The following is a 22764-nucleotide window of genomic DNA, read 5'->3' as shown; positions in this document are numbered from 1 at the left end:
GCGACCCTCAACGGGTCGCATCCTCGACTCGAACGCGACAGCGGTCTCCACCCGCCCGCGCACCACCACCTGACACCCAGCGCGACCGCCGCCCCGACCCACCCGGGGCTCGGACCCACCTGAGAGACCAGAGATCATGGCAGACGAACCCACCACCCCCACCACTCCGGACGACGGCGAGGACATCGTCACCGAGACCGGTGTGGTGATCCACGGGCACGACAAGATCGAGCCCGTCGATCTGCAGCTCGAGATGCAGCGCTCGTACCTCGACTACGCGATGAGCGTCATCGTGGGCCGGGCGCTCCCCGAGGTCCGCGACGGACTGAAGCCCGTGCACCGCCGCGTCATCTACGCCATGTACGACGGCGGCTACCGCCCGGACAAGGCGTTCTCGAAGTGCTCGCGCGTCGTCGGCGACGTGATGGGCCAGTTCCACCCCCACGGCGACTCCGCCATCTACGACGCACTCGTGCGCCTGGTCCAGCCGTGGAGCCTCCGCTACCCGCTCGCGCTCGGTCAGGGCAACTTCGGCTCCCCCGGCAACGACGGCGCCGCAGCCCCCCGGTACACCGAGACCAAGATGGCCCCGCTGGCCCTCGAGATGGTCCGCGACATCGACAAGAACACCGTCGACTTCCAGGACAACTACGACGGCCGCACCCGCGAGCCCGCCATCCTGCCGGCGCGCTTCCCCAACCTGCTCGTCAACGGCTCGGTCGGCATCGCGGTCGGCATGGCCACGAACATCCCGCCGCACAACCTCCGCGAGGTCGCGGCCGGCGCCAAATGGGCGCTCGAGAACCCGGAGGCGTCCCGCGAGGAGCTGCTCGAGGCGCTCCTGCAGCGCATCAAGGGCCCCGACTTCCCCACCGGCGCCCAGATCCTCGGCGTCCGCGGCATCCAGGACGCCTACCGGACCGGTCGCGGCTCGATCACCATGCGCGCCGTCGTCTCGATCGAGGAGATCCAGGGCCGCACCTGCCTCGTCGTCACCGAGCTCCCGTACCAGGTGAACCCCGACAACCTCGCGATCAAGATCGCCGAGCTCGTCAAGGACGGCCGCGTCTCGGGCATCGCCGACATCCGCGACGAGACCTCGGGACGCACCGGCCAGCGCCTGGTGGTCGTGCTCAAGCGCGACGCCGTCGCCAAGGTCGTGCTGAACAACCTCTACAAGCACACGCCGCTGCAGGAGAACTTCGGCGCGAACATGCTCGCGATCGTCGACGGCATCCCGCGCACGCTCTCGCTCGACGGCTTCATCCGCGCGTGGGTCGACCACCAGGTCGAGGTCATCGTGCGGCGCACGCAGTTCCTCCTCGATGAGGCCGAGGCGCGCATCCACATCCTGCGCGGCTACCTCAAGGCGCTCGACGCGCTCGACGAGGTCATCGCCCTCATCCGCCGCTCCCCCACGGTCGAGGAGGCGCGCGACGGCCTGATGGAGCTGCTCGACATCGACGAGGTGCAGTCGCGGGCGATCCTCGACATGCAGCTGCGCCGCCTGGCGGCGCTCGAGCGCCAGAAGATCATCGACGAGCACGACCGCATCCAGGCCGAGATCGAGGACTACAAGTCGATCCTCGCGAGCCCGGAGCGCCAGCGCAGCATCATCTCGGACGAGCTCGACGAGATCGTCGACCGGTTCGGCGACGACCGCCGCACCGAGATCCTCTTCGGCTTCGACGGCGACATGAGCGTCGAGGATCTGATCCCCGAGGAGGAGATGGTCGTCACCGTCACCCGCGGCGGCTACCTCAAGCGCACCCGGAGCGACTCGTACCGCGCGCAGCACCGCGGCGGACGCGGAGTGCGCGGGGCCCAGCTCAAGGCCGACGACATCGTCGAGCACTTCTTCGTGACCACCACGCACCACTGGCTCCTCTTCTTCACGAACACCGGACGCGTGTACCGCGCCAAGACGTACGAGCTGCAGGAGGCGAGTCGCGACGCGAAGGGCCAGCACATCGCGAACCTGCTCGCACTGGAGCCGGGCGAGCAGATCGCCCAGATCCTCGACATCCGCGACTACGAGGCGGCCCGCTACCTGGTGCTCGCCACCCGCGACGGACTGGTGAAGAAGACCGCGCTCGCGGAGTACGACACCAACCGCTCCGGCGGCATCATCGCGATCAAGCTCCGCGAGGGCGACGAGCTCGTCTCGGCCCTGCTGGTGGACGAGGACAGCGACGTGCTGCTGGTGTCCCGCAAGGGCATGTCGATCCGCTTCACCGCCTCCGACGAGGCGCTGCGCCCCATGGGCCGCTCGACCTCGGGAGTGCGCGGGATGTCGTTCCGCGGCGAGGACCGTCTGCTCGACGCGAACGTCGTCAGCGACGAGGGCTTCGTCTTCATCGTGACCGAGGGCGGCTACGCCAAGCGCACCGCGGTCGACCAGTACCGCCTGCAGAACCGCGGCGGACTGGGCATCAAGGTGGCCAAGCTCGAGGAGAAGCGCGGCGACCTGGTGGGCGCGATCATCACGGGGGAGGACGACGAGGTGCTCGTCGTCCTCGCCGGAGGCAAGGTGGTACGCTCTGCCGTGGCCGAGGTACCGGCCAAGGGTCGCGACACCATGGGAGTCGTCTTCGCACGATTCGCAGAGGACGACCGCATCATCGCACTCGCCAAGAACACCGAACGCAATCTCGACGCCCCGGACGAGGATCCCGACGCCGCAGCGGCGTCCTCCGAATCCGACACGGTGTCGGAGGAGGATGGGTCCGTAGATGAGTAGCACGGTCGCCGAGAAGCTCGCCAGGAAGTCCGCGAAGAGCCCGGCGGCGAAGCAGGTCCGCCTGAAGCTCGTCTACGTCGACTTCTGGTCGGCGGTGAAGCTCTCGTTCCTGCTCGGGCTCACGCTCGCGATCATCACGATCGTCGTCGTCTACCTGGTCTACACGGTGCTCGCGCAGACGGGCGTTTTCGACCAGGTCAACGGCCTGGTCCAGGACATCGCCGGCGCGGAGGCGTTCGATCTCAACACGATCATCTCGCTCCCCCAGATCATGGGCTTCGCGGTCGTCGTGGCCGTGCTGAACACCATCGTCACCACCGCGCTGGGTGCGATCGTGGCGCTGCTGTACAACCTCAGCGTCAAGATCACGGGCGGTCTGCTGGTCGGCTTCACCAACCAGTGAGCCGCACGGGTCCCGGTTCGCGCCGGGGTCCGGGGCCCGATTGGGATTCTGGCGGTTCGTCAGGTAGAGTCTCATCTGGCCATTTCGGGGGTATAGCTCAGGCGGTTAGAGCGCTTCACTGATAATGAAGAGGTCCCAGGTTCAAGTCCTGGTACCCCCACCCGTGCCGATCGGCCCGTCACCTCGCGGTGACGGGCCGTTCAGCTCTCGGAGGCGGATCGCCCCGTCTCCGGCCCGGGGCCTTAGCTCAGTTGGTAGAGCGCCTGCTTTGCAAGCAGGATGTCGGGAGTTCGATTCTCCCAGGCTCCACATTCCTCATCGTCTGGTGTTCCCGGACATGCGCTCCCTGGCCATCAGATCGCCTGGAGCGGGATCGACGTCATCAGCAGCGTGACGATCTCTCGGCGCAGACGGCATGCTCGATCGTTCACTGCCCCGGGCGTTGTCGGCGTGCGCGAGTGCCGAAGTCATCCAGCGCCTGGAGCACCTCCGACGATTGGAAATGCCTATTGCGTCGTCCCGCGCTCGATTGAGTCAGGATGTCGGCTTGCACGAGTTTCTGAACTGAGGCGTCTGCTGCTGGGAAGCTCACGTTCAACTCACTCGCCACGATTCCGGTCGTGACGACCGGTTGTCGCAGAAGGAGGCGCTTGAGGGCGTGGACCGAGGAATCCCGTCGGGCTCGGACAAGTTCATCCCAGCGCGCCGCGATCCGCGTGATGTCCTTCTCCAGAGTGCGACCGTTGGAGATCGCGGAGAAGGCTGCTTCTGAAAGGGTCTCGATGATCGGGCGAAGATCGCCCGCCCTGTAGGCAGTCAGAGCGTCGAAATAATGCCCCGTGCTTCCGAGTAGGCCAGCAGACACGGGAACAGTGACGTTGGCGGTCACGCCACCGGCGCGGAGCATGCCCTGGATGAGGGCACGACCTGTACGACCGTTGCCGTCCGGAAACGGATGAATCGTCTCGAACTGGGCGTGCGCGATGGCGAGTTGTGCGATGACGGGAAGATCGACTCTTCTCGAGAACTCCATGACATCGTCCATCAATTCGGGCACGAGGTCGTGGTGCGGCGGGATGAAGGAAGCTCCGTGCGGGGACACGCCTCCTCCTCCGATCCAGACCTGCTGCCTACGCCACATCCCGACGATCTCAGGATTCGTATTCTCAAGCAGCACTCGGTGCATCGTGAGGATCGCTCCCGTGTCGAGATCGTCGGAAAGCGCTATGGCGGCCTTCATCGCTTCAGCATTTCTCACCACGAGTCTCGCGTTGGCTGATGTCGAATCACCGATCTCCGCAAGGGCGACCTGCCTCGCGCTCGACGTGAGGTTCTCTACTTCCGAGCTCGATGCGCTCTCCGTGTGGAGCAGGATCGACCCGAAAGGCGCAGTCAGGCTTCCGACTTCTGCGTCGAACCTTGTCAGTTCGCGGCCTGCGTCCTCGCTGAGAGCCACGAGGTCGGCAGGGAGCGTCACATCACGGGCTGCGATGAGAGGCGGTACTGCGGCGAGGTACGGTCCGTGAGCAGCTCGTCTGCGTCGCCGGGATCCGACTTCGTCGCCTGTCGGCGCCCACGGCCTGGTCTCGTAGGAAGTGGACGGCCACGCCTTCATGCCTCCGGCAGATTCTGCATCACTGGACATGGCACCACTATATTAAAGGATCAGGTCCTAACATAGAATATGAACGGCTTCACGTCAGCCCTCGTCGGTGTGGCGGGTGGGGGACAGTGGCCGTCACGCGCTCTCGCAGGCCAGCCCGAGGAAGTTCTCGACCGACAGCACCTCCGACGAGTCGTCGCGGACGTCGCCGACGATGATCTCGCCGACCGAGAGGGTGTCGAACTGCTCGGCGCGGAACACCACGGGTCGCGCCGACATCGGACGGTCCTCCGCGTAGGCGCTCAGCGCGTAGTCGACACCGGGAGCGAACCGCTCGACGAGGGGATCGGCCGGCCAGACCGTGCGCCCGACGAGATCCGTGGCTCCGAGATCGACGATCGAGTCCGGGGACGCCCACCGGGTGATGCGGCGCAGGCCGTCTCCGAGGATCAGCGGGGCGGTGTCGTCGACCGCCAGCTCCAGGCCGTCCACCACTCCGGAGCAGACGACGACGACGCCGATGACCTCGCCGCGCTGACCCCCGCGTCCGAGTCCGACGACGGCGCTGGCCTCCTCAGCGCTCGAGCACCCGGCGAGGGCCGCCGCGGCCATCGAGGCGAGCGCGACGGTGCCGCTCACGACCGCGAGGCGATGCCGCATGAGACCTCCTGCGGCCACCCTACGGCGCGTCGGCTGCGGCGGCCTCCGGCAGGGCCCTGGCGAGGGCGGAGAGGGCCTGGGGGAGGGATGGCGCCCCCTCGGCGCGGAACACGGCGCGGCCGTCGGCCGACCGGACGACCACGGTCGGAGTCGAGCGGACGTGCTCCGCCTCGGCCAGATCGGCCCGGAACGCCACGTCGTACTCGCGCAGCTCGGCCGCCGGCACCAGCGCGACGGCGTGCTCCAGGACCGCGCGGGCCGCGTGGCAGGCGCCGCAGAAGGCGGAGGAGTACAGCTCGACGATCACACGAGGGACAACGCGGCGACGGACCCCGCGATTCCCGTCAGCGGACGAGCCAGGCCTCGTTCATGCCGAGGGCGACGTCGACGAGCTCGACCCGCTCGAGGGCCTCGACGTCGCCGACGGGGAACCAGGACGCGGCGTCCGTGGATCCGTCGACCTCGTGGGTCAGCTCTCCGCCGGTGATGCGGGCGCGGTAGACGACGCGGATGGCGTGCAGCGGGCCGGCGCTCGGATCGCTGCGGCGGTGCGCCGGGATGACGTGCGAGTCGACCCCGATGAGGGCCTCGAGCTCGGAGTGGTAGCCGGTCTCCTCGAAGATCTCGCGCACGGCGGCGTCAGCCGGAGACTCGCCCTCGTCGATGCCGCCACCGGGCAGCGTCCACGCCTGCCAGGGCCCCTGGCTCCAGTGCGCGAGGAGCATGCGGTCCCCGTCGATGATCACGCCGTACGCGGCGACACGGATATCCACGGCAGAAGCCTAACTCCGGACGCTTCCGGACATGCGACAGGCCCGGACCCCGCGAGGCGGAGTCCGGGCCGGACGGGAAGGATCAGGAGGCGGTCGATGCCGCGGACTGCGCGGCGCTGGCCGGCTCGTCCTCGGCGACCCACAGCTCGTCGTCCGCGCGGAACGTCTGCCAGACGGCGTAGCCGATGCCGCCGACCGCGACCAGCGCGGCGCCGATGGCGAAGACCGTGCCGGCGCCCGACTTCTTCTTGGGCGGAGTGGTGAGCTCCTCCCAGCGCGCCTTCGAGATCTCGCCGAGCTTGGCGCGGTTCTTGGAGTCCTTGGCGGCCTCGAACGCGGCTGCGGCGGTTCCTCCGACGGCGGCGAAGGTCGGGACGACCTTGTGCAGCACGGTGTCGCGAGCCGAGGAGTACGTGCCCTCGACCGCGTGGACGCCGTTGTCGTAGACGGGCTTCACCCGCGACTGGTACGTGTCCTTGGCGAAGGGGACGAGCTCCTTCTTCGCGTACTTGGCGGCGTGAGCGCGGCTCTTCTCGAGAACGGAGGCCGCGTGCGCCAGCACCTCCTGCTGCTCACTCCAGACCGCCTCGGCGTTCTTGCGGAGGCGCTTGAGATCCTTCTTGTGCTTACGTGACAGACCCATGTGTGGTCCTCCATCGGCTACGAGCAGCGAACTCCTCAATACTGCCACTCATCGATCCGGCTCCGCATCGCGCACCCAGCGCATTGACACCGGGCACAGGGGACCCCTACATACGCGTCGTGCGAGAATCCCCCCATGCCTTTGCACACCGCAGTCGCGACGTTCCACACCAACAAGGGCGACATCGTCGTCAACCTCTACGGGAATCACGCTCCCAAGACGGTCCGAAACTTCGTCGGTCTCGCGACCGGCGACATCGAGTGGACGCACCCCGCCACCGGGGCGAAGACCTCCGAGCCGCTCTACAACGGCACGGTCTTCCACCGCGTCATCCCCGACTTCATGCTCCAGGGCGGCGACCCGCTCGGCCAGGGCATCGGCGGACCGGGCTTCCAGTTCGACGACGAGATCAACCCCGAGCTCGACTTCACGCAGCCGTACATCCTCGCGATGGCGAACGCCGGCAAGCAGGCGGGGCGCGGGACCAACGGCTCGCAGTTCTTCATCACCGTGGCGCCGACGACCTGGCTCCAGGGCAAGCACACGATCTTCGGCGCCGTCGCCGACGACGCGTCGAAGCAGCTGGTGCAGTCCCTCTCGACCGTCGCCACCGACGGCCGCGACAAGCCGCTCGAGGACGTCGTCATCGAGAGCGTCGAGATCACCGAGGTCTGATCCCCTCTTCCACCTTCTCCCCGAGGGCCGGATCCGTCTGGATCCGGCCCTCGTTCTCCCCGGAGGCGAATCCGTGACCCAGGTCCCGCCGAGCAGCGCGTACGCGTGCTACCGCCACCCCGACCGGCAGAGCTTCGTGCGCTGCCAGCGGTGCGGCCGCACCATCTGCGGCGAGTGCCAGACGCCGGCTCCGGTGGGAGTGATCTGCCCCGATGACATGGCGCAGCAGCGGTCGGAGGCTCCGCGGACCCGCAGCCCGCTCGTGTCACGCGTGCGAGCGATGACGCGTGCCGACCAGCCCACGGTCACCTACGCGATCATCGCTCTCTGCGTCTTCCTCTGGATCCTCGAGATCCTGCCGGTCGTCGGCAATCTCGTGATCGGCGGCCTCGCGTACGTCCCCGCCTACACGCTCCCCGGCTTCGGCGCCGGGTTCGAGCCGTGGCGGATGCTCACCTCGGTCTTCCTCCACAGCACCTCGGTCTTCTTCGTCATCCCCTTCCACCTGGCGCTGAACATGTACACGCTGTGGATCTTCGGCATGGCGCTTGAGCGGATGCTCGGCCGCGGTCGCTACCTCGCACTCTTCCTGCTCAGCGGCTTCGCGGGGTCCGTCGGCGTCCTCCTGCTCGCCGGACCGCTCACCACGGTCATCGGCGCGTCCGGAGCGATCTTCGGCCTGATGGGCGCGTACCTGGTGATCCTCCGGCACCTCGGCGGCCAGGCGTCGCAGCTGCTGGTGCTCGTCGGACTCAACCTCGTCATCGGGTTCCTGCCCGGGATGAACGTGGCGTGGCAGGCGCACGTCGGCGGCCTCGTGGCCGGCGCGCTCATCGGTCTCGTGTTCACGAAGACGCGACAGCGCGCGCAGCGCCGGACGCAGAATCTGCTCGTCGGCCTGATCGGCGCCGGCCTCGTCGCCATCACCGCGGGGGCGTACCTCCTGGCGTGACGCCGGTCGTCGGCCGCGTTCTGCGAGGGCGGGGGCTCCGAGGAGAAGTCACCACCTGGTGCGGGTCCAGGCTGCTGATCGAGTGGTCCGTGCAGCGGGCGTCTCGAGATCCACCATCGCGAGAAGGCCGCACCTCGACATGGATATGGGGGCGGACGTGGGTCTCGATACGCCCCTGCGGGGCTACTCGACCAACAGCTCTTTCGAGACGCACCGCGGTTGTTCGAGCAGCTGCAGGACCCTTCTCGCCAGACGTGACTGCTTCATGGGGTCAGCCGGGCTCGTGCGGAGTAACCCGTCGGAGGGGTTGCGGGGAGCGGCGACGTAACCGGCTCGAGGGGTTCTTCCACAGGCGCTCTCCCCAGGTGGGGAGAAAGTTATCCACAGGGTTGTTAACAATGGGGAGAACTACGCGGCTGTCATTCCGCAGACCCCGAGCAGGGCGGCTGCGAGCCCCCGATCCTGCCGCGTCCTGATGCGGATCGCCGTCGGGAGCCCCGGGATCCCGGGGATGCGCGCGGCGCCCCCGTCTCTCCACAGGAGTTTGCACAGCTGGGGATAATTACAGGCGTGTAGTTCGGGGGAGCCGAGCCATCACGACGGTCGCGCCCCGCTCGTCGTCCCTCCGCACCTCGGCGGTGAAGCCCGCGTCGGCGAACGCCGCAGCGCTGACGGGGGCCTGCTCCCGACCGACCTCGATCACGACGGCACCACCCGGAGTGAGCCATGCGGGCGCCTCCCGGGCGATCCGTCGGTGAAGAACCAGGCCGTCGCTCCCGCCGTCGAGCGAGACGGCCGGCTCGTGCAGGCGCGCCTCCGGGGGCATCAGGGCGATCGCCTCCGTCGGCACGTAGGGGGCGTTGACGACGACGAGGTCGAGCAGGCCGCGCTCACGCGCCGGCAGGGCGTCGAAGAGATCGCCCTCGACGACGGTCGCGAGTCCGGCGAGATTCGCCCGCGCGCACGCCACGGCCTCGGGGGAGACGTCGGCGGCGAGCAGGCGCAGACCGCTCCGCTCGTCGAGGAGGGCGCGACCGATGGCGCCCGAGCCGCAGCACAGGTCGAGCACGGTGATGCGGCCGCCGACGGCGTCCTCCAGGACGGTCAGCGCCGCGTCCACGACGAACGCGGTGCGCTGACGGGGGACGAAGACCCCCGGGGCGATCCCGATGCGCAGACCGCGGAACTCGACCCACCCCAGGATCTGCTCGAGCGGCTCGCCCGCCTCTCTGCGCCGCAGGAGCGGCTCGAGCTCCTCCTCGGAGGGCGCCGCCTCCTCGAGGAGTGCGGCCTCCTCCTCCGCGAAGACGCAGCCGACGGCACGCAATCGCGTTACCGACGACGAACGCCCCGTCGGAGGTCCGGACGGGGCGTCGTTCACGCGAGGGGCGCGGTCAGCGCCAGCGGGTCGTCATCAGGAAGCCGATGAAGGCGATACCGAAGCCGATGAGGATGTTGACGTTGCCGAGATCGGGGATCGGCAGGAGACCCTGGCTGACGTAGAAGACGATGATCCAGGCGAGCCCGAGCAGCATGAAGCCGAACATCACCGGCTTGAACCAGACCGGGTTGGGGGAGTTCTCTCCGGTCCGGGCCTCGTCGCGCTCCGGCTTCGGGCTCTTCGTCGCTCGTGCCATGGGGAACACTGTACCGGGCCGAGCCCTCCGACCGGGAGCGGGTGCCCGCGACGGCCCGCGGCACCGGTTCTCCACAGGGCGCTGAGGGCGTCTCCCCAGCCGGCCCCTGAGGCCGGATCCTGCGGGAACGGCCCGATTAGACTCGAGCCATGTCCGCCCCGCAGCCCTCCGACGCCCCTCGGCGGCGTCGATCGAGGCGTACCGCCGCCCGCCCGCGGCGCCGCCTCTCGTTCTTCGGAGTGGTGGGCGAGCTCCTGATGACCGCCGGTGTCCTCGTGCTCCTCTTCCTCGGCTGGCAGCTGTGGTGGAACGACGCGGTCATCGCGAACCAGCAGACCTCCGAGGCCGCGGAGCTGCGGCAGAGCTGGGGAGGACCGCAGTCGTCCGAGTCGCCCTCCGCGGAGGTCGCGCCCTCCACCGAGGGCGCTCCGGTCGACTTCGGGGCGCCCGTCGTCTCTCCGGCGTCGGCGATCGACACGTCGTTCGGCAATCTCTACATCCCCCGGTACGGCGAGGGGTGGGTCCGCACGATCGCCGAGGGCGTCGACGCGGCGAACGTCCTCGACGAGGGCAGCATCGGCCATTACCCCACCACGCAGATGCCCGGAGAGGTGGGCAACTTCGCTCTCGCCGCCCACCGCAGCGCGTACGGCGGCGGGATGCACCTGATCGACGAGCTGCAGCTGGGTGATGCGATCTACATCGAGACCGCCGACGGCTGGTACACCTACCGCTTCCGCAACCTCGAGTACGTGCAGCCGTCGGACGTGCAGGTCATCGATCCGGTGCCGTGGACGACCGACGTCGCTCCCACCGACCGGCTGATCACCCTGACCAGCTGCAATCCGCTCTACTCGACCGCTGAGCGGATCATCGCCTACGGCGTGCTCGAGTCGTGGCAGCCCCGGTCCGCCGGTCCGCCCGCCGAGATCGCGGCCACGGTCGCCGAGGAGGGCTGACGTGTACGCGGCACTGTGGCGGGTCCTGCCCGGGCCCTGGTGGGTCCGGCTCCTGATCGTCCTCGTCCTCGTGGCGGCGGTCCTCGTCGCCCTCGCCGAATGGGTCTTCCCGTGGGTGCAGTCGCTGGTCCTGGACCGGAACGTCACCGTTCAGGAGTGAGCGGGCCGAGGAGCGCGCTGTGACCCGGATCCTCGTCGTCGACAACTACGACAGCTTCGTCTTCACCCTGGTCGCCTACCTGCGCGAGCTGGGCGCCGAGGTCGAGGTGGTCGAGGGTGCCGAACTCGCCGCGCCCGAGGCGATCCTCCGCGCCGACGCGGTCGACGCCGTGCTCGTCTCGCCGGGGCCGGGACGGCCCGAGGACGTGCCGACGTCGATCGCGCTCGTGAGGCACGCGGTCGAGCACGCGCATCCGCTGCTGGGCGTGTGCCTCGGCCACCAGGTGATCGCGCACGCGCTCGGCGCGCGCGTCGGCGAGGCGCCCGAACCGCTCCACGGGCGCACCTCGCCCGTCGAGCACGCGGGGGATGCGCTGTTCGCGGGCATCCCCTCCGGATTCGACGCCATGCGCTACCACTCGCTGGCCGTGGAGCGCGGCTCGCTGCCCGCCGAGCTCGAGGTGACCGCGATGTCGCCCGAGGGCGTCGTGATGGCCCTCCGGCACCGCGCCGCGCCGGTGGTGGGCGTGCAGTTCCATCCCGAGTCGGTGCTCACGCCCTACGGGCGCGCACTCCTGGCGAACTGGCTGACGGAGGTGGGAGGAAGCCGGCCGGCTTCTCCCGCGATCGCCGCCGAGGCCTAGGAGCACGCGGCGCCCCGTCTGTTCGCGACGTGCGCCGCGAGGTCCAGGTCATCGAAATGGCCCCCGCAGTGGGGTCAACCTCGCCCGCCACGACCCGCGCGGATTGCGCCGGAAATGCGCTATGGATGTCGGATAGTGGAGAGCGATCCGCGGATCTGCGGGGGTCGCTCCGCACCACGCGAGGCTTCATCACCAGTCCTGCTGGCGTGTTTTGACGGGTCTCCGGCGGAAGATGCGGTAGCCCTTCCCGGCATAATCGGAGGACATCCGGCAAGGGGATCGACTGCCGGAACGACACATCCGGGGGCGGCAGATGGTGGAACAGATCTCCTGGGCGTACACGGGCATACGGGAACTCGAGGGCCTCGGACCGCGCATCGTCGTGAAGCCCGGGACGGTGCCCCGAATCACGGGCTCCGGCTTCGGCTCCCAGGACGTCAGCGTCGTCCTGATCACCGCCTCCCCGCTCCGGGTCCTGCGCGGAACCTGGGGTGCCGACGACTCCTCGGTGCTCACCTTCTCCTTCCTGCTCGAGGGCTTCGTGCGGATGGTCGGTCCGGAGCGCACCACTCTGCTGCGGCCGGGCTCGATCTCGTACCAGCCCGGCACGACCACGTTCACCACGGAGTCGACGACGCCCGTGAGCCTGCTGCAGATCTCCCTCCGCGCGGACGAGATGCGCCGCTACGGCTTCGACACGAACTCGGGCGTGCATGCGCTCGATCCCGATGCGCGGACCACGCGCGCCGCCGCCGCCTTCACGACGGCGTTCGCGCTCGCGGCGGAGTCGGGAACGGGCGTCCCGGGCGAGGCCGAGCTCGCGAACTTCGTCCACGTCGTGAAGCAGCTGCTGGTGAGCGCGTTCCTCGCCTCGCACGGCGCGCAGTCCGGTGCGACGAGCATTCGAGCCGCGACCCTGGGGCGGGCGAGGATCGTCATCGATCGCACGCATCGCACACCGCGCTGCACTCCCGAGGCGGTGGCCGACGCGGTGAACGTCTCGACCCGCTCGCTGCAGCGCCTGTTCGAGGACGCCGGCACCACCGTCGCGAGCGAGATCGAACGCGCCCGCGTGGCCAGCGCGGTCGAGCTGCTGCGGCGTCGTCCGAGAGAGGTGCCGCTCGAGACCATCGCGGCCTCCTCCGGGTTCTCGTCCGCCGATCACCTGCGTCGGGCTCTGAAGCGCCGAGAGGGGCTCACGCCGAGCGACATCCGGGGCAGGATCTCGCCTGCGGCGGAGTCGGGGGCGTCGAGCGACCTGCTCCACCTCGAGCAGCCGCTGGTCGACGCCCGCCGCGCCTGAGGCCGAGCGGAAGGGGTTCGTCCGGGCGCGCGTCCATCCCGGGAGATGCGGAGGCGCATCCACTCCTCGCGGGCCCGTCGGCGGAGCGGCGGACGTGCTCGGCCGCTCCGCGACTCGGTCAGCCGGCGCAGTACCCGAGCTCGACGGTGGAGCCCTGCGGCACCTCGCCGGGGGCGAGCGACTGCGTGATGATCGGCGGATTCGCCCGCACCGACTCGCACGACTCGTCGGGCGCCTCGACGCCGACCAGCTGCAGCTCCTCGGCCTCGAGGGCCGCCAGGGCCGCGCTGAGCGACTGGCCGACGAGATCGGGCAGGACGACGGTACCCGAGGACACGACGAGATCGACCGGCGTGCCGGGGACGACCTGCTCGCCCGCCGACGGAGTGGTCGAGAGTACCACGTCGGCGGCGATCGTCGGCGAGTTCTGGCGCGTCTGCGACCCCTCCGCGAGGCCCGCCCCGGTGATGGCGGCGATGGCCTCGCCGAGGTTCGTGCCGGCGGTGCCCGGAACGGCGACGGGCTGGACGCCCTGCGACACGTAGACGCGGATCACGGTGTCCGGAGCGACGATGGTGCCGGATCCGGGATCGGTGCGGACCACCTCGCCCTCCGGGACGGAGTCGCTGAACTCGGTCACCTGGCTCGGGACGAGATCGAGGGCCGTCAGCGTCGACTGCGCGCTGTCGTAGCTCGTGCCCGTGAGGGTCGGCACCTCGCGCGACTGCGAGGGGAGCGTGGTCGTGGGCTGGAGGGTGAGCACCCAGATCACCAGGGCCGCCACGATCACCGCGAGCACGACGATCGACGACCAGATCCAGAGGACCGGCGGGCGGCGCTGCGTGCGCACGGCCGAGTTGTCCTCGGCGAGCTGGCGCAGCGCGAGCTCGGAGTCGTTCATGCCGCCCTGGCTGCGCGCGGCGAAGAGCGAGGTGGTGAGCTCGTCGATCGGCCGGTGCTCGGCGAGGCGGCCGGCCGCGGCATCGCGGAGGTCGTCGCGGAACTCGGCCGCTCCCTGGAACCGCTCGTAGCGGTCCTTCGAGAGCGCCCGGGCCACGATCGAGTCGAGGGCGGGGCTGACGGCGGGGTTGATGGAGCTCGGTGCGGGCGGCGTCTCGCTGACGTGCTGGTAGGCCACGGCCACCGGGGTGTCGCCGCGGAACGGCGCCCGCCCGGTGAGGAGCTCGAAGAGCACGATGCCCGCGGAGTAGAGGTCGCTGCGCGCGTCGACCTGCTCGCCCTTCGCCTGCTCGGGCGAGAAGTAGGCGGCGGTGCCGAGGATCGCGGTCGTCTGGGCGACGGTCGCCGCTGAGTCGGAGACGGCGCGGGCGATGCCGAAGTCCATCACCTTCACCTGGCCCGACGGCGTCAGCATGATGTTGCCGGGCTTGATGTCGCGGTGGACCACACCGGCACGGTGGGAGTACTCGAGCGCGGTGAGGATGCCCTCGGTGATGCGGACGGCCTCGTCCACGTCGACCGGGCCCTCGGCGATGACGTCCTTGAGGAGGCGTCCCTCGATGTGCTCCATGACGATGAACGGGCGGCGCGACTCGGCGCCCTGCTCGTCGACCGTGACCTCCTCGCCGGCGTCGAAGACGCGGACGATGGTGGGGTGCGACATGCGCGAGGCGGACTGCGCCTCCTGACGGAACCGCAGGCGGAACGCGGAGTCGGAGGACAGCGAGAGCTTGAGCTCCTTGATCGCCACGGTGCGTCCGAGCCGGGTGTCGGTGCCGAGGTAGACCTCGGACATGCCGCCGCGTCCGAGCCGGGGCCCGACCTGATACCGTCCCGCGATCAGGCGACCCTCTTCCGTCACGCGTGCGCTCCCGCCCTGAATCCCGTATGGCCCTGCCCCCGCAGGAGCCACGGCAAGTGTACCCGCGGGCCCGACGTGATCCGGCTGGACGCGTCGGGGACGACGACGGGCCCGGAGGATCGCTCCTCCGGGCCCGTCGCGATGTCTGCGGCCTACTCCTCCGGCGCGCCGGTGGGAGGCGCGGTCGCCGAGCTCGAGTTGGTGGGCGTCGGAGTCGGGGTCGGAGCCGGGGCGTCGACCGCGACCGTCAGGGTCGGCGAGGCGGCCGACTCCGTCTCTCCGCAGATGACCGTGTAGGTGACGTCGATCGAGCCGGCGGCGGGCCCTGCCTGGATCGCCGCGGTGGTGGAGTTCGACGGGTTGGTGCTCGTGACGGAGGCGCCCTCGCCGGTCGCGGTCACCCGGTAGCCGGCGACCGAGGTGCCGCTCGGGCACTGGTTGTAGTTGCTCCAGGTGACGTTGAAGGTCGCGCCGGCGTCGACGCTCGACGCGGCGGGAGTCACCGTCGGCACGGCCGTCGGAGCATCCGGAGTCGCCACGTCGGTGAAGACGGACACCTCGATGGTCGTGCCCTTGACCACGTTCGCCGTGGGGTTCACTCCCTCGACGAGGCCGACCTGATCGGCGCTCGGGGCGTTCGGGCCGTCGACGCGGTCGACGCCCATTCCCAGCGCGGCGAGCTCGGCCTCGACCTCGTCGAACGGACGGCCGACGTAGTCGGCCTCGTTGATGGGCACGAAGTTCGAGGTCTGGGTGGGAGTCGGGGTCGGAGTGGGTGTCGGAGTCGGCGAGGGGGCCTGGGTCTGCGTGACGGTGGGCGTCGGCTCGGGCTGATCGCCGTCACCCGTGGTCAGCGCGAAGATCGTGCCGCCGATGACGATGGCGAGGATCACGATGAGCGCGATCAGCGGCCAGGTCCACGGGCTGCGCTTGCGCGGCTCCTCGACCTCATCCTGGAGCTCGGGGGCGCCGACGAGCGAGCCGGCGGCGACGGCGGCCGTGTTCGAGGGCAGCACGGTGGTGGCCTGGGTGGCGCCCGCGGCGGACGGCAGCACGGTGGTCGCCTGCGTGGTCGGCAGGTCGCCCGCGACGGCGGGCACGGCGAGGGCCGCTCCGCGGACGTCTCCGGTGCGCAGGGCCTGCGCGGCCCGCGCCAGGTGCGCGGCGGTGGCCGGACGGTCGGCGGGCTTCTTGGCGATGCAGGAGTAGACGAGGTTGCGCACCGGCTCGGCCACCGTGACGGGCAGCTCCGGCGGGGTGTCGTTGATCTGGGCCATCGCGATGGCGACCTGCGACTCGCCCGTGAACGGACGGCGCCCGGCGAGGCACTCGTACGCGACGATGCCCAGCGAGTAGATGTCGGTGGCGGGCGACGCGGGCTGACCGCTCGCCTGTTCCGGGGACAGGTACTGGACCGTGCCCATGACCTGGCCGGTCGCGGTGAGCGGGACCTGGTCGGCGATGCGGGCGATGCCGAAGTCGGTGATCTTGACGCGGCCGTCGGGCGTGATGAGCAGGTTGCCCGGCTTGACGTCGCGGTGGACGAGGCCGGCGGCGTGGGCCGCGTGCAACGCGAGCGCGGTCTGCGCGACGATGTCGAGGACCTTGTCGGTCGAGAGCACGCGCTCGCGCTCGAGCACCGTCGAGAGGGCCTCGCCGGGCACGAGCTCCATGACGAGGTACGCGGAGCCGTCCTCCTCGCCGTAGTCGTAGACGTTGGCGATGCCCTCGTGGTTGACGAGCGCGGCGTGGCGGGCCTCGGCGCGGAAGCGCTCGAGGAAGCCCGGATCGCCGAGGTACTCGTCCTTCAGGATCTTGATCGCGATGGTCCGGCCGATCACCAGATCCGTCGCCTGCCACACCTCGCCCATGCCGCCGATGGCGATCCTGGACTGCAGTTCGTAGCGTCCCCCGAAGGTGAGGCCTGTGGTGGGTCTCATTTGTTCAGCACCGCCTCTAGTACCTGTTGTGCGATGGGTGCGGCGAGAAGATTGCCGTACCCGTTCTGTCCGAGTCCTCCGCCGTTCTCGACGAGGACGGTGATGGCGTACTGCGGATCGTCCGCAGGAGCGAATCCGGTGAACCAGAGGGTGTAGGGGTCGTCCCCGCCGTTCTCGGCGGTGCCGGTCTTGCCGGCCACGGTGACGCCACCTATTGTCGCATTAGTCGCGGCGCCGTCCTCCACGCTGGCGACCATCATCGCCTTCACGGCGTCCGCCGTCTCCTCGCTCACGGCGCGGCCCAGCGGGTTCTCCTCGAACTGCTCCAGGACGCTCAGATCCTGCGAGCGGATGACGTCGACGAGACTCGGCTCCATCACCTCGCCGCCGTTCGCGATCGCCGCCGAGACCATCGCGATCTGCAGCGGAGTGGCGCGCACCTCGTACTGGCCGAACGCGGTGAGCGCGGTCTGCGCGTCGTCCGTCGTCGCGGGGTAGGTGCTCGCCTCGACCGACATCGGGATCTCGAGCTCGGTGTCGAAGCCGAACTTCTCGGCCGTCTCGCGGATCGCGGAGGCGCCCAGCTGCACGCCCATCTCGGCCATCGGCACGTTGCAGGAAAGCTTCACCGCGGTGGCGAGCGTGACCGTGTCCCCGGGGCCGCAGAGGCCGCCTCCGGAGTTCGTGACCTGGGTGCTCGTGCCCGGCAGGGTGAACGCCTGCTGGTTCGGGAAGCTCGAGTCGGGCGTGAAGCGACCGGACTCGATCGCCGCCGAGGCGACGACGAGCTTGAAGACCGAGCCGGGCGGGTTCAGCGAGCCGCCGATGGCCCGGTTGATCAGCGGATCTCCCGGGTCGTCGTTGAGTGCCTGGTACGCGGCCAGAACGTCGTTCGTGTCGTGGGACGCGAGGGAGGTGGGGTCGAAGGTGGGCTTGGAGACCATCGCGAGGATGCGGCCCGTGGCCGGCTCCGTCACCACGACCGCGCCGGTGTAGTCGCCGAGGGCGTCGAAGGCCGCCTGCTGCGCGACCGGATCGATCGAGAGCTCGACGGAGGCGCCGGTGGGGTCCTGACCCGAGACGAGGTTGTCGATCTCGTCGAAGAACTGCGAGTTCGAGGTGCCCGAGAGGTAGTCGTTGAGCGAGCGCTCGATGCCGGTCGTGCCCTGGTTGAGCGTGAAGTAGCCCGTGACTCCCGAGTAGAGGGGCCCGTTCGCGTACTGGCGCTGGAACTTGTAGAGGTCGTCGCTCGGCACGGAGGAGGCGATCGGCTGGCCGTCGACCAGGATCGCCCCGCGCTCGGTCGAGAAGCTCTCGTAGAGCGTGCGGGTGTTGCGCGAATCCTCCGACAGGGTGTCCGCCTGGATCACCTGGATCGTGGTCGTGGAGAGGAAGAGGGCGACGAACATCGTCAGGACGACGATGCTCACGCGCTTGAGTTCACGGTTCATCGACGGATCACACCACCAGACGAGGCTGGCTGCGGACTGTGTCCGAGAGACGGAGGAGGACCGCGACGATCATCCAGTTGGCCACGAGGGAGGAGCCTCCCGCGGCTAGGAACGGCGTCGTGAGGCCGGTCAGCGGGATCACCCGGGTGACGCCTCCGATCACGATGAAGCACTGCAGGGCGATGACGAACGAGAGGCCGACGCCCAGCAGGCGGCCGAAGTCGTCCTGCCCGGCGAAGCCGATGCGGAAGCCGCGCGAGACGAGCAGCAGGTAGAGGCCGAAGATCGCGAAGAGACCGGCGAGGCCGAGCTCCTCGCCGAGGCTCGCGATGATGTAGTCCGACTGGGGGACCGGCGTGATGTCGGGCATGCCCTGACCGAGGCCGGTGCCCAGGAGACCGCCGTGCGCGAGTCCGAAGAGGCCCTGCACGAGCTGGAAGCTGCCGCCCGGGTCGGCGCCGTAGCGGTCCGGGTCGAAGGGGTCGAGCCAGTTCGCGAAGCGGTTGCCGACGTAGCCCAGCGTCTGGCTCGCGAGGATCGCGCCACCGAGGAAGAGGCCGACGCCGATGATCACCCAGCTGGTGCGGCCCGTGGCGACGTAGAGCATCACGAGGAACAGGCCGAAGTAGAGCAGCGCCGTGCCGAGGTCGCGCTGGAAGACGATGACCGACATCGAGACGGCCCAGACCACGAGGATCGGGCCGAGGTCGCGCAGACGCGGGAAGCGCATCCGGAGGAACGTCCTGCCGACCATCGAGAGGGAGTCGCGATTGCGCACCAGGTAGCCCGCGAAGAAGACCGCGAGCGCGATCTTCGCGATCTCGCCGGGCTGGAAGCTGAAGAAGTCGCCGATGCCGATCCAGACGCGCGCACCGCTGACCTCGCGGCCGATGAACGGCAGCAACGGCAGCAGGAGCAGCACGATCGCGGCGAAGCCGGCCACGTAGGTGTACCGGAAGAGGATGCGGTGGTTGCGGATGACGACGAGCACCACGATGGCCGCGACGATCGCGAGACCGCTCCAGATGATCTGGCGCACCGCGACCGACTCCCAGCCGGTGGCGCCGTCGGCGATGTCGATCCGGTAGATCTCGGCGACGCCGAGGCCGTTCAGGACCGTCGCGATGGGGAGGAGGAACGGGTCCGCCTCCGGAGCCGCGAAGCGGAGCACCACGTGCACCACCAGGACGAGCGCCGAGAGGCCCGCACCGAGCGAGACCAGCGTGGTGTCGACGGCGCCGAGGGCGCCCAGCTGGACCAGCAGGATCGCCGAGGCGTCGATCAGGCAGGCGCCGATCAGGAGCAGGAGCTCGAGATTGCGCATCTTCTGCTTGTGCAGGCGGGGGCGTCGGCGCTCGACGGCCGCGGGGGCGCTCCGGGTGTCGGTCACGGTGCTCCGTTCGCGTCGGTCAGGCGCTCGACGATGTCGACCGCTCCGGCGTAGGACTCGGCGCTGATGGTCTGCTCCAGCTGCTCCACGTCGTACTCGCGGAGCGAGTCGAGGGGGATGCCCGTGTCCTCCTTCACGCTGGAGAGCGAGAGCGGGCCCACGGACTGCTGGATGCCCTGGTAGATGATCACGGTGTCGCCGTCGGTGCCGACGTAGAAGCGCGACTGCGTCCAGTCGTAGGCGAGCAGGACGCCGAGGAAGCCGGCGATCAGGACGAGCGAGAGGCCGACGAGCCAGGTGATCCGGCGGCGCAGGTGGCGGCGGCGATCCTCCTCGATCAGCTCGTCGAGGTAGTCCTCGGACTCCGGCTCGAAGTGGGTCGGGCCCTGCGCGGCCGGGGCGCGGGTGTGCAGACGGAGCCCGGGGATGCGGAGGCGGTTCTGCGAGTCGTCGGTGCTGATCGGCGTCGGTGCCGCGGCCGACCCGACGACGACCGGCTCCGGGGTCGGCACGAGCGCCTGCGCGGTGTCGTTCTCGCCCGGGACGTCGAGGATCACGACGGTCACGTTGTCGGGAGCGCCGTGCGAGAGGCTGTCGCGGATCAGTCGGTCGGCGACCTGCTGGGCCGACTCGCTGCGCGACAGCTCCTTGAGGATCTCGTCGTGCGGGACCACTCCCGAGAGGCCGTCGGAGCAGATCAGCCAGCGGTCTCCCGGCTCGGTCTCGAGCGTGAGCGTGTCGATCTCGGGGTTCGTGTGGACGTCGCCGAGCACCCGCATGAGGACGGAGCGGCGCGGGTGCGTCATCGCCTCCTCCTCGGTGATGCGACCGGAGTCGACGAGGCGCTGCACGAAGGTGTGGTCGGTGGTGACCTGCTCGAGTTTGCTGTCGCGCAGCACGTAGATCCGCGAGTCGCCGATGTGGGCGATCGCGACGGACGCGCCGACGCGCACGATCGCGCTGACCGTGGTGCCCATGCCGGTGAGCTCGGGGTGGTCGATGACGGCCTCGGCGAGAAGGGTGTTCGCGGCGAGGAGGGTGCGCTTGAGCTCGTCCTCGGCCTCGTAGGTCGACGCGTACGTGCGGTCGGCCTGGGCGATGCGCTTGATCGCGATGGACGAGGCGACGTCGCCTCCCGCGTGCCCGCCCATGCCGTCGGCGACGACGAAGAGCTGCCGGCCCGCGTAGCCGGAGTCCTGGTTGTTGGAGCGGATGCGGCCGACGTGCGACACGGCGGCGCTCTCGCGCGCCGCGCCGACGGCGCTGTCAGGAGTGGAGGTCACGGGTCGGCCTACGACCGACGCAGTTCGAAGGTGGTCGTGCCGACCTTGACGGGGGTGTTCAGCGGCACCTTGGTCGGCGCGCCCACGCGGCGGCCGTCGAGGAACGTGCCGTTGGTGGAGTCGAGGTCCTGGATCATCCACTCGTCGTTCCAGATCAGCAGGCGCGCGTGGTGCGTGGAGGTGTAGTCGTCGCGGATCACGAGGGCCGACTCGGAGGAGCGGCCGATGGTGAGCGGCTCGCCGTTCAGCTCCAGCTCGGTGCCGCGCTTGGGGCCCGAGGTGATGACGAGGCGTTGCGCGGTGTGGACCGTGGCGACGCCCCCGGAATCGGTGCGCTCGGCAGCGGCCTCGCGGGAGCGGCGGGCCGACGGTGCCTGCTGCTGCACGGGCGCCGGCTGCTGCGGGGGAGCCGAGGCGGCCACGACCGGCTGGGCCGCGGTGACGAACGGCGCATCGTCGGCGCCCGCCTGCGCGGCGGTCGGGAGCTTGCGCACCCGCTGCCCGAACAGGTCGGAGCGCAGCGCGTAGACGATGCCGAACACGAAGAACCACAGCAGCGCGAGGAACGCGATGCGCAGGAGGAAGAGGGTGAGCTCGCTCATAGCCGGTCGTCCCAGAATCCGTCGGAGGCGCGTCCGGACCGACCGGACGGCGAGCGGTCGGCGCGCGCGGGTGCGGCGCCCTGAACGATGCGGAACACGATCGACGTGCGCCCGATCGTGATGGTCTGCTCGGGCGAGAGGACGGCCTGCGTCACGGGCTTGCCGTCGAGCTTGGAGCCGTTGGTCGAGCCGAGGTCGTGCACCTGGGCGCGCGAGCCGTCCCACAGGATCTCGACGTGCTTGCGGGAGGTGCCGGAGTCGTCGACGGTGATGTCGGCGTCCGCTCCCCGGCCGATGACGGTGCGGGACTTGGTGATCGGGTGGCGACGGCCGGCGATGTCGAGGACCGGCGTGTAGGCGACGGTGCCCTTGACGCTCCGGGAGTCGACCTCGACCATGCCGTCGCTGAGCGAGGCGTCGGCGGCGAGGCGGATGTCGACGGGACCGGGGAAGCGGAAGCCCTGCTTCTTCGCGTGCTCGGTGGCGACGGTCGTGAGCTCGTCGATCAGCGTGGCCCCCATCCGCTCCATGCGGGAGAGATCGGCGGCGGACATGCGCAGGGTCAGGCTGTTCGGCACGAGGATGCGGTCGCGGGTGACGACGGCGGCCGTGGTGTCGAGCTCCCTGCGGAGGGCGGACGCGAGCTCGACCGGCTGCAGCCCCGATTTGAAGGTCCTCGCGAACGCGCCGTTGACGACGCGCTCGAGTCCCTTCTCGAAGTTGTCCAGTATGCCCACAGTCTTCCGATCTCCCGTTTCGTCGCCTTCTCGGCGGTCGCGCACGGATCGAGCTGTCTGCGCGCTCACGTGGCTTCCTATGTCGTCTGCGCCGCGCACGGCTACGGGCATGTTACTGGGATGCTCTGGATACGGGTGCCTCAGGGCTTTTTCGCGGGGTTGTCGGAGGGTGCCGGCGGGGTCGCGGGATGCGCTTCGACGACGTCGAGTTCACGGGCGGGCTCGGAGGGTGGTAGTCTTTCTCGTCGGTGCTCAGGCACCGTGGTGAGCGCGAGTGGCGGAATAGGCAGACGCGCACGGTTCAGGTCCGTGTGCCCGAAAGGGCGTGGGGGTTCAACTCCCCCCTCGCGCACCAGCAGAAGACGAAGCCCCCGATCGGATGTCCGGT

At 69.7% G+C, this 22764-nt stretch carries 22 protein-coding genes and 3 tRNA genes; 11 read left to right on the top strand and 14 right to left on the bottom strand.

Features of this window, described 5'->3' with window-relative positions; genetic code table 11:
• Nucleotides 1-136: 136 nt before the first annotated feature.
• The 4 genes from gyrA (at nucleotide 137) to NB037_RS02690 (ending at nucleotide 3452) form a co-directional block, all read left to right on the top strand.
• Nucleotides 137-2740, top strand: coding sequence for a DNA gyrase subunit A (gyrA, locus tag NB037_RS02705; protein ID WP_251943431.1), 2604 nt, complete (start codon nucleotides 137-139; stop codon nucleotides 2738-2740).
• Nucleotides 2733-3143, top strand: a complete 411-nt coding sequence (locus NB037_RS02700; protein ID WP_207403309.1) for a DUF3566 domain-containing protein — start codon at nucleotides 2733-2735, stop codon at nucleotides 3141-3143. Before gyrA ends, NB037_RS02700 begins: the two co-directional genes overlap by 8 nt.
• 86 nt (nucleotides 3144-3229) lie before the next feature.
• Nucleotides 3230-3303 (top strand) — tRNA-Ile (locus NB037_RS02695).
• Between the two features lie 76 nt (nucleotides 3304-3379).
• Nucleotides 3380-3452 (top strand) — tRNA-Ala (locus NB037_RS02690).
• 118 nt (nucleotides 3453-3570) lie between these two features.
• Here the strand turns inward: NB037_RS02690 and NB037_RS02685 are convergent.
• The 5 genes from NB037_RS02685 to NB037_RS02665 all read right to left on the bottom strand — a co-directional run bounded on the left by NB037_RS02685 (nucleotide 3571) and on the right by NB037_RS02665 (nucleotide 6822).
• Complete coding sequence (locus tag NB037_RS02685) at nucleotides 3571-4788, bottom strand: Fic family protein (protein ID WP_251943429.1); 1218 nt, start codon at nucleotides 4786-4788, stop codon at nucleotides 3571-3573.
• A 93-nt stretch (nucleotides 4789-4881) separates the two neighbouring features.
• Nucleotides 4882-5385: a hypothetical protein gene (locus NB037_RS02680; protein ID WP_251943427.1), complete on the bottom strand. Its 504-nt coding sequence runs from the start codon at nucleotides 5383-5385 to the stop codon at nucleotides 4882-4884.
• Between the two features lie 40 nt (nucleotides 5386-5425).
• Entirely contained in the window at nucleotides 5426-5713 is a 288-nt protein-coding gene (locus NB037_RS02675) for a glutaredoxin family protein (protein WP_251943425.1), read from the bottom strand.
• Between the two features lie 37 nt (nucleotides 5714-5750).
• Nucleotides 5751-6179, bottom strand: a complete 429-nt coding sequence (locus NB037_RS02670) for an NUDIX hydrolase (RefSeq protein WP_308202035.1) — start codon at nucleotides 6177-6179, stop codon at nucleotides 5751-5753.
• An 82-nt stretch (nucleotides 6180-6261) separates the two neighbouring features.
• Nucleotides 6262-6822 carry a hypothetical protein gene (locus NB037_RS02665; RefSeq protein WP_207403305.1) on the bottom strand — a complete coding sequence of 187 codons (561 nt, stop codon included), beginning with the start codon at nucleotides 6820-6822 and terminating at the stop codon, nucleotides 6262-6264.
• A 135-nt stretch (nucleotides 6823-6957) separates the two neighbouring features.
• On the opposite strand from NB037_RS02665, the gene NB037_RS02660 reads away from it, so the two are divergent.
• Both NB037_RS02660 and NB037_RS02655 read left to right on the top strand, forming a co-directional pair.
• A complete protein-coding gene (locus tag NB037_RS02660) occupies nucleotides 6958-7497 on the top strand; it encodes a peptidylprolyl isomerase (RefSeq protein WP_251943423.1) in 540 nt (179 codons plus the stop codon).
• A 280-nt stretch (nucleotides 7498-7777) separates the two neighbouring features.
• A complete protein-coding gene (locus NB037_RS02655) occupies nucleotides 7778-8449 on the top strand; it encodes a rhomboid family intramembrane serine protease (RefSeq protein WP_251943422.1) in 672 nt (223 codons plus the stop codon).
• Between the two features lie 562 nt (nucleotides 8450-9011).
• Here NB037_RS02655 and NB037_RS02650 read toward each other — a convergent pair.
• Together NB037_RS02650 and NB037_RS02645 are read right to left on the bottom strand one after the other, a co-directional pair.
• The gene (locus NB037_RS02650) at nucleotides 9012-9776 is read right to left on the bottom strand and encodes a putative protein N(5)-glutamine methyltransferase (RefSeq protein ID WP_251943420.1); all 765 of its coding nucleotides are present in this window, start codon (nucleotides 9774-9776) and stop codon (nucleotides 9012-9014) included.
• 67 nt (nucleotides 9777-9843) lie between these two features.
• The gene (locus NB037_RS02645) at nucleotides 9844-10086 is read right to left on the bottom strand and encodes a cell division protein CrgA (RefSeq protein WP_207403302.1); all 243 of its coding nucleotides are present in this window, start codon (nucleotides 10084-10086) and stop codon (nucleotides 9844-9846) included.
• 149 nt (nucleotides 10087-10235) lie between these two features.
• On the opposite strand from NB037_RS02645, the gene NB037_RS02640 reads away from it, so the two are divergent.
• The 4 genes from NB037_RS02640 (at nucleotide 10236) to NB037_RS02625 (ending at nucleotide 13151) form a co-directional block, all read left to right on the top strand.
• Complete coding sequence (locus NB037_RS02640) at nucleotides 10236-11045, top strand: class E sortase (RefSeq protein WP_251943418.1); 810 nt, start codon at nucleotides 10236-10238, stop codon at nucleotides 11043-11045.
• Nucleotide 11046: 1 nt separating this feature from the next.
• Complete coding sequence (locus tag NB037_RS02635) at nucleotides 11047-11205, top strand: hypothetical protein (RefSeq protein ID WP_251943416.1); 159 nt, start codon at nucleotides 11047-11049, stop codon at nucleotides 11203-11205.
• A 19-nt stretch (nucleotides 11206-11224) separates the two neighbouring features.
• Complete coding sequence (locus NB037_RS02630) at nucleotides 11225-11848, top strand: anthranilate synthase component II (RefSeq protein ID WP_251943413.1); 624 nt, start codon at nucleotides 11225-11227, stop codon at nucleotides 11846-11848.
• A gap of 313 nt (nucleotides 11849-12161) precedes the next feature.
• Complete coding sequence (locus NB037_RS02625) at nucleotides 12162-13151, top strand: helix-turn-helix domain-containing protein (protein WP_251943411.1); 990 nt, start codon at nucleotides 12162-12164, stop codon at nucleotides 13149-13151.
• Between the two features lie 118 nt (nucleotides 13152-13269).
• Here NB037_RS02625 and pknB read toward each other — a convergent pair whose 3' ends face one another.
• From pknB to NB037_RS02590, 7 genes are all read right to left on the bottom strand, one after another.
• A complete protein-coding gene (gene pknB / locus NB037_RS02620; RefSeq protein WP_308202034.1) occupies nucleotides 13270-14973 on the bottom strand; it encodes a Stk1 family PASTA domain-containing Ser/Thr kinase in 1704 nt (567 codons plus the stop codon).
• A gap of 152 nt (nucleotides 14974-15125) precedes the next feature.
• Entirely contained in the window at nucleotides 15126-16913 is a 1788-nt protein-coding gene (locus NB037_RS02615; RefSeq protein ID WP_251943407.1) for a protein kinase domain-containing protein, read from the bottom strand.
• Nucleotides 16910-18364 (bottom strand): peptidoglycan D,D-transpeptidase FtsI family protein, encoded by a 1455-nt coding sequence (locus NB037_RS02610; RefSeq protein WP_251943405.1) that lies wholly within the window; start codon nucleotides 18362-18364, stop codon nucleotides 16910-16912. Before NB037_RS02610 ends, NB037_RS02615 begins: the two co-directional genes overlap by 4 nt.
• A gap of 7 nt (nucleotides 18365-18371) precedes the next feature.
• Nucleotides 18372-19688, bottom strand: a complete 1317-nt coding sequence (locus tag NB037_RS02605) for an FtsW/RodA/SpoVE family cell cycle protein (RefSeq protein WP_251943482.1) — start codon at nucleotides 19686-19688, stop codon at nucleotides 18372-18374.
• Between the two features lie 62 nt (nucleotides 19689-19750).
• Nucleotides 19751-21037 (bottom strand): Stp1/IreP family PP2C-type Ser/Thr phosphatase, encoded by a 1287-nt coding sequence (locus NB037_RS02600; RefSeq protein ID WP_251943403.1) that lies wholly within the window; start codon nucleotides 21035-21037, stop codon nucleotides 19751-19753.
• Nucleotides 21038-21045: 8 nt separating this feature from the next.
• On the bottom strand, nucleotides 21046-21639 hold the full coding sequence (locus tag NB037_RS02595) for an FHA domain-containing protein FhaB/FipA (RefSeq protein WP_251943401.1): 594 nt from the start codon (nucleotides 21637-21639) through the stop codon (nucleotides 21046-21048).
• Nucleotides 21636-22376, bottom strand: coding sequence for an FHA domain-containing protein (locus NB037_RS02590; RefSeq protein WP_251943399.1), 741 nt, complete (start codon nucleotides 22374-22376; stop codon nucleotides 21636-21638). The genes NB037_RS02595 and NB037_RS02590 overlap by 4 nt, the downstream gene beginning before the upstream one ends.
• 268 nt (nucleotides 22377-22644) lie before the next feature.
• On the opposite strand from NB037_RS02590, the gene NB037_RS02585 reads away from it, so the two are divergent.
• Nucleotides 22645-22731 (top strand) — tRNA-Leu (locus NB037_RS02585).
• Nucleotides 22732-22764 lie beyond the last annotated feature (33 nt).

The organism is Rathayibacter rubneri, from assembly GCF_023743255.1.
GTDB classification, from domain to species: domain Bacteria; phylum Actinomycetota; class Actinomycetes; order Actinomycetales; family Microbacteriaceae; genus Rathayibacter; species Rathayibacter rubneri.
The sequence above is the reverse complement of the archived record's forward strand: the minus strand, read 5'-3'. Positions and strand labels throughout refer to the sequence as shown.

Bases quoted from the DNA above. Each gene is read 5' to 3' on its own strand.
- NB037_RS02655 (WP_251943422.1), top strand. From the start codon at position 7,778: ATGACGCGTGCCGACCAGCCCACGGTCACCTACGCGATCATCGCTCTC.
- NB037_RS02700 (WP_207403309.1), top strand. From the start codon at position 2,733: ATGAGTAGCACGGTCGCCGAGAAGCTCGCCAGGAAGTCCGCGAAGAGC.
- NB037_RS02645 (WP_207403302.1), bottom strand. From the start codon at position 10,086: ATGGCACGAGCGACGAAGAGCCCGAAGCCGGAGCGCGACGAGGCCCGG.
- gyrA (WP_251943431.1), top strand. From the start codon at position 137: ATGGCAGACGAACCCACCACCCCCACCACTCCGGACGACGGCGAGGAC.
- NB037_RS02640 (WP_251943418.1), top strand. From the start codon at position 10,236: ATGTCCGCCCCGCAGCCCTCCGACGCCCCTCGGCGGCGTCGATCGAGG.
- NB037_RS02610 (WP_251943405.1), bottom strand. From the start codon at position 18,364: ATGAACCGTGAACTCAAGCGCGTGAGCATCGTCGTCCTGACGATGTTC.
- NB037_RS02665 (WP_207403305.1), bottom strand. From the start codon at position 6,822: ATGGGTCTGTCACGTAAGCACAAGAAGGATCTCAAGCGCCTCCGCAAG.
- NB037_RS02595 (WP_251943401.1), bottom strand. From the start codon at position 21,639: ATGAGCGAGCTCACCCTCTTCCTCCTGCGCATCGCGTTCCTCGCGCTG.
- NB037_RS02685 (WP_251943429.1), bottom strand. From the start codon at position 4,788: ATGTCCAGTGATGCAGAATCTGCCGGAGGCATGAAGGCGTGGCCGTCC.
- NB037_RS02615 (WP_251943407.1), bottom strand. From the start codon at position 16,913: ATGAGACCCACCACAGGCCTCACCTTCGGGGGACGCTACGAACTGCAG.
- NB037_RS02605 (WP_251943482.1), bottom strand. From the start codon at position 19,688: ATGCGCAATCTCGAGCTCCTGCTCCTGATCGGCGCCTGCCTGATCGAC.
- NB037_RS02625 (WP_251943411.1), top strand. From the start codon at position 12,162: ATGGTGGAACAGATCTCCTGGGCGTACACGGGCATACGGGAACTCGAG.
- NB037_RS02660 (WP_251943423.1), top strand. From the start codon at position 6,958: ATGCCTTTGCACACCGCAGTCGCGACGTTCCACACCAACAAGGGCGAC.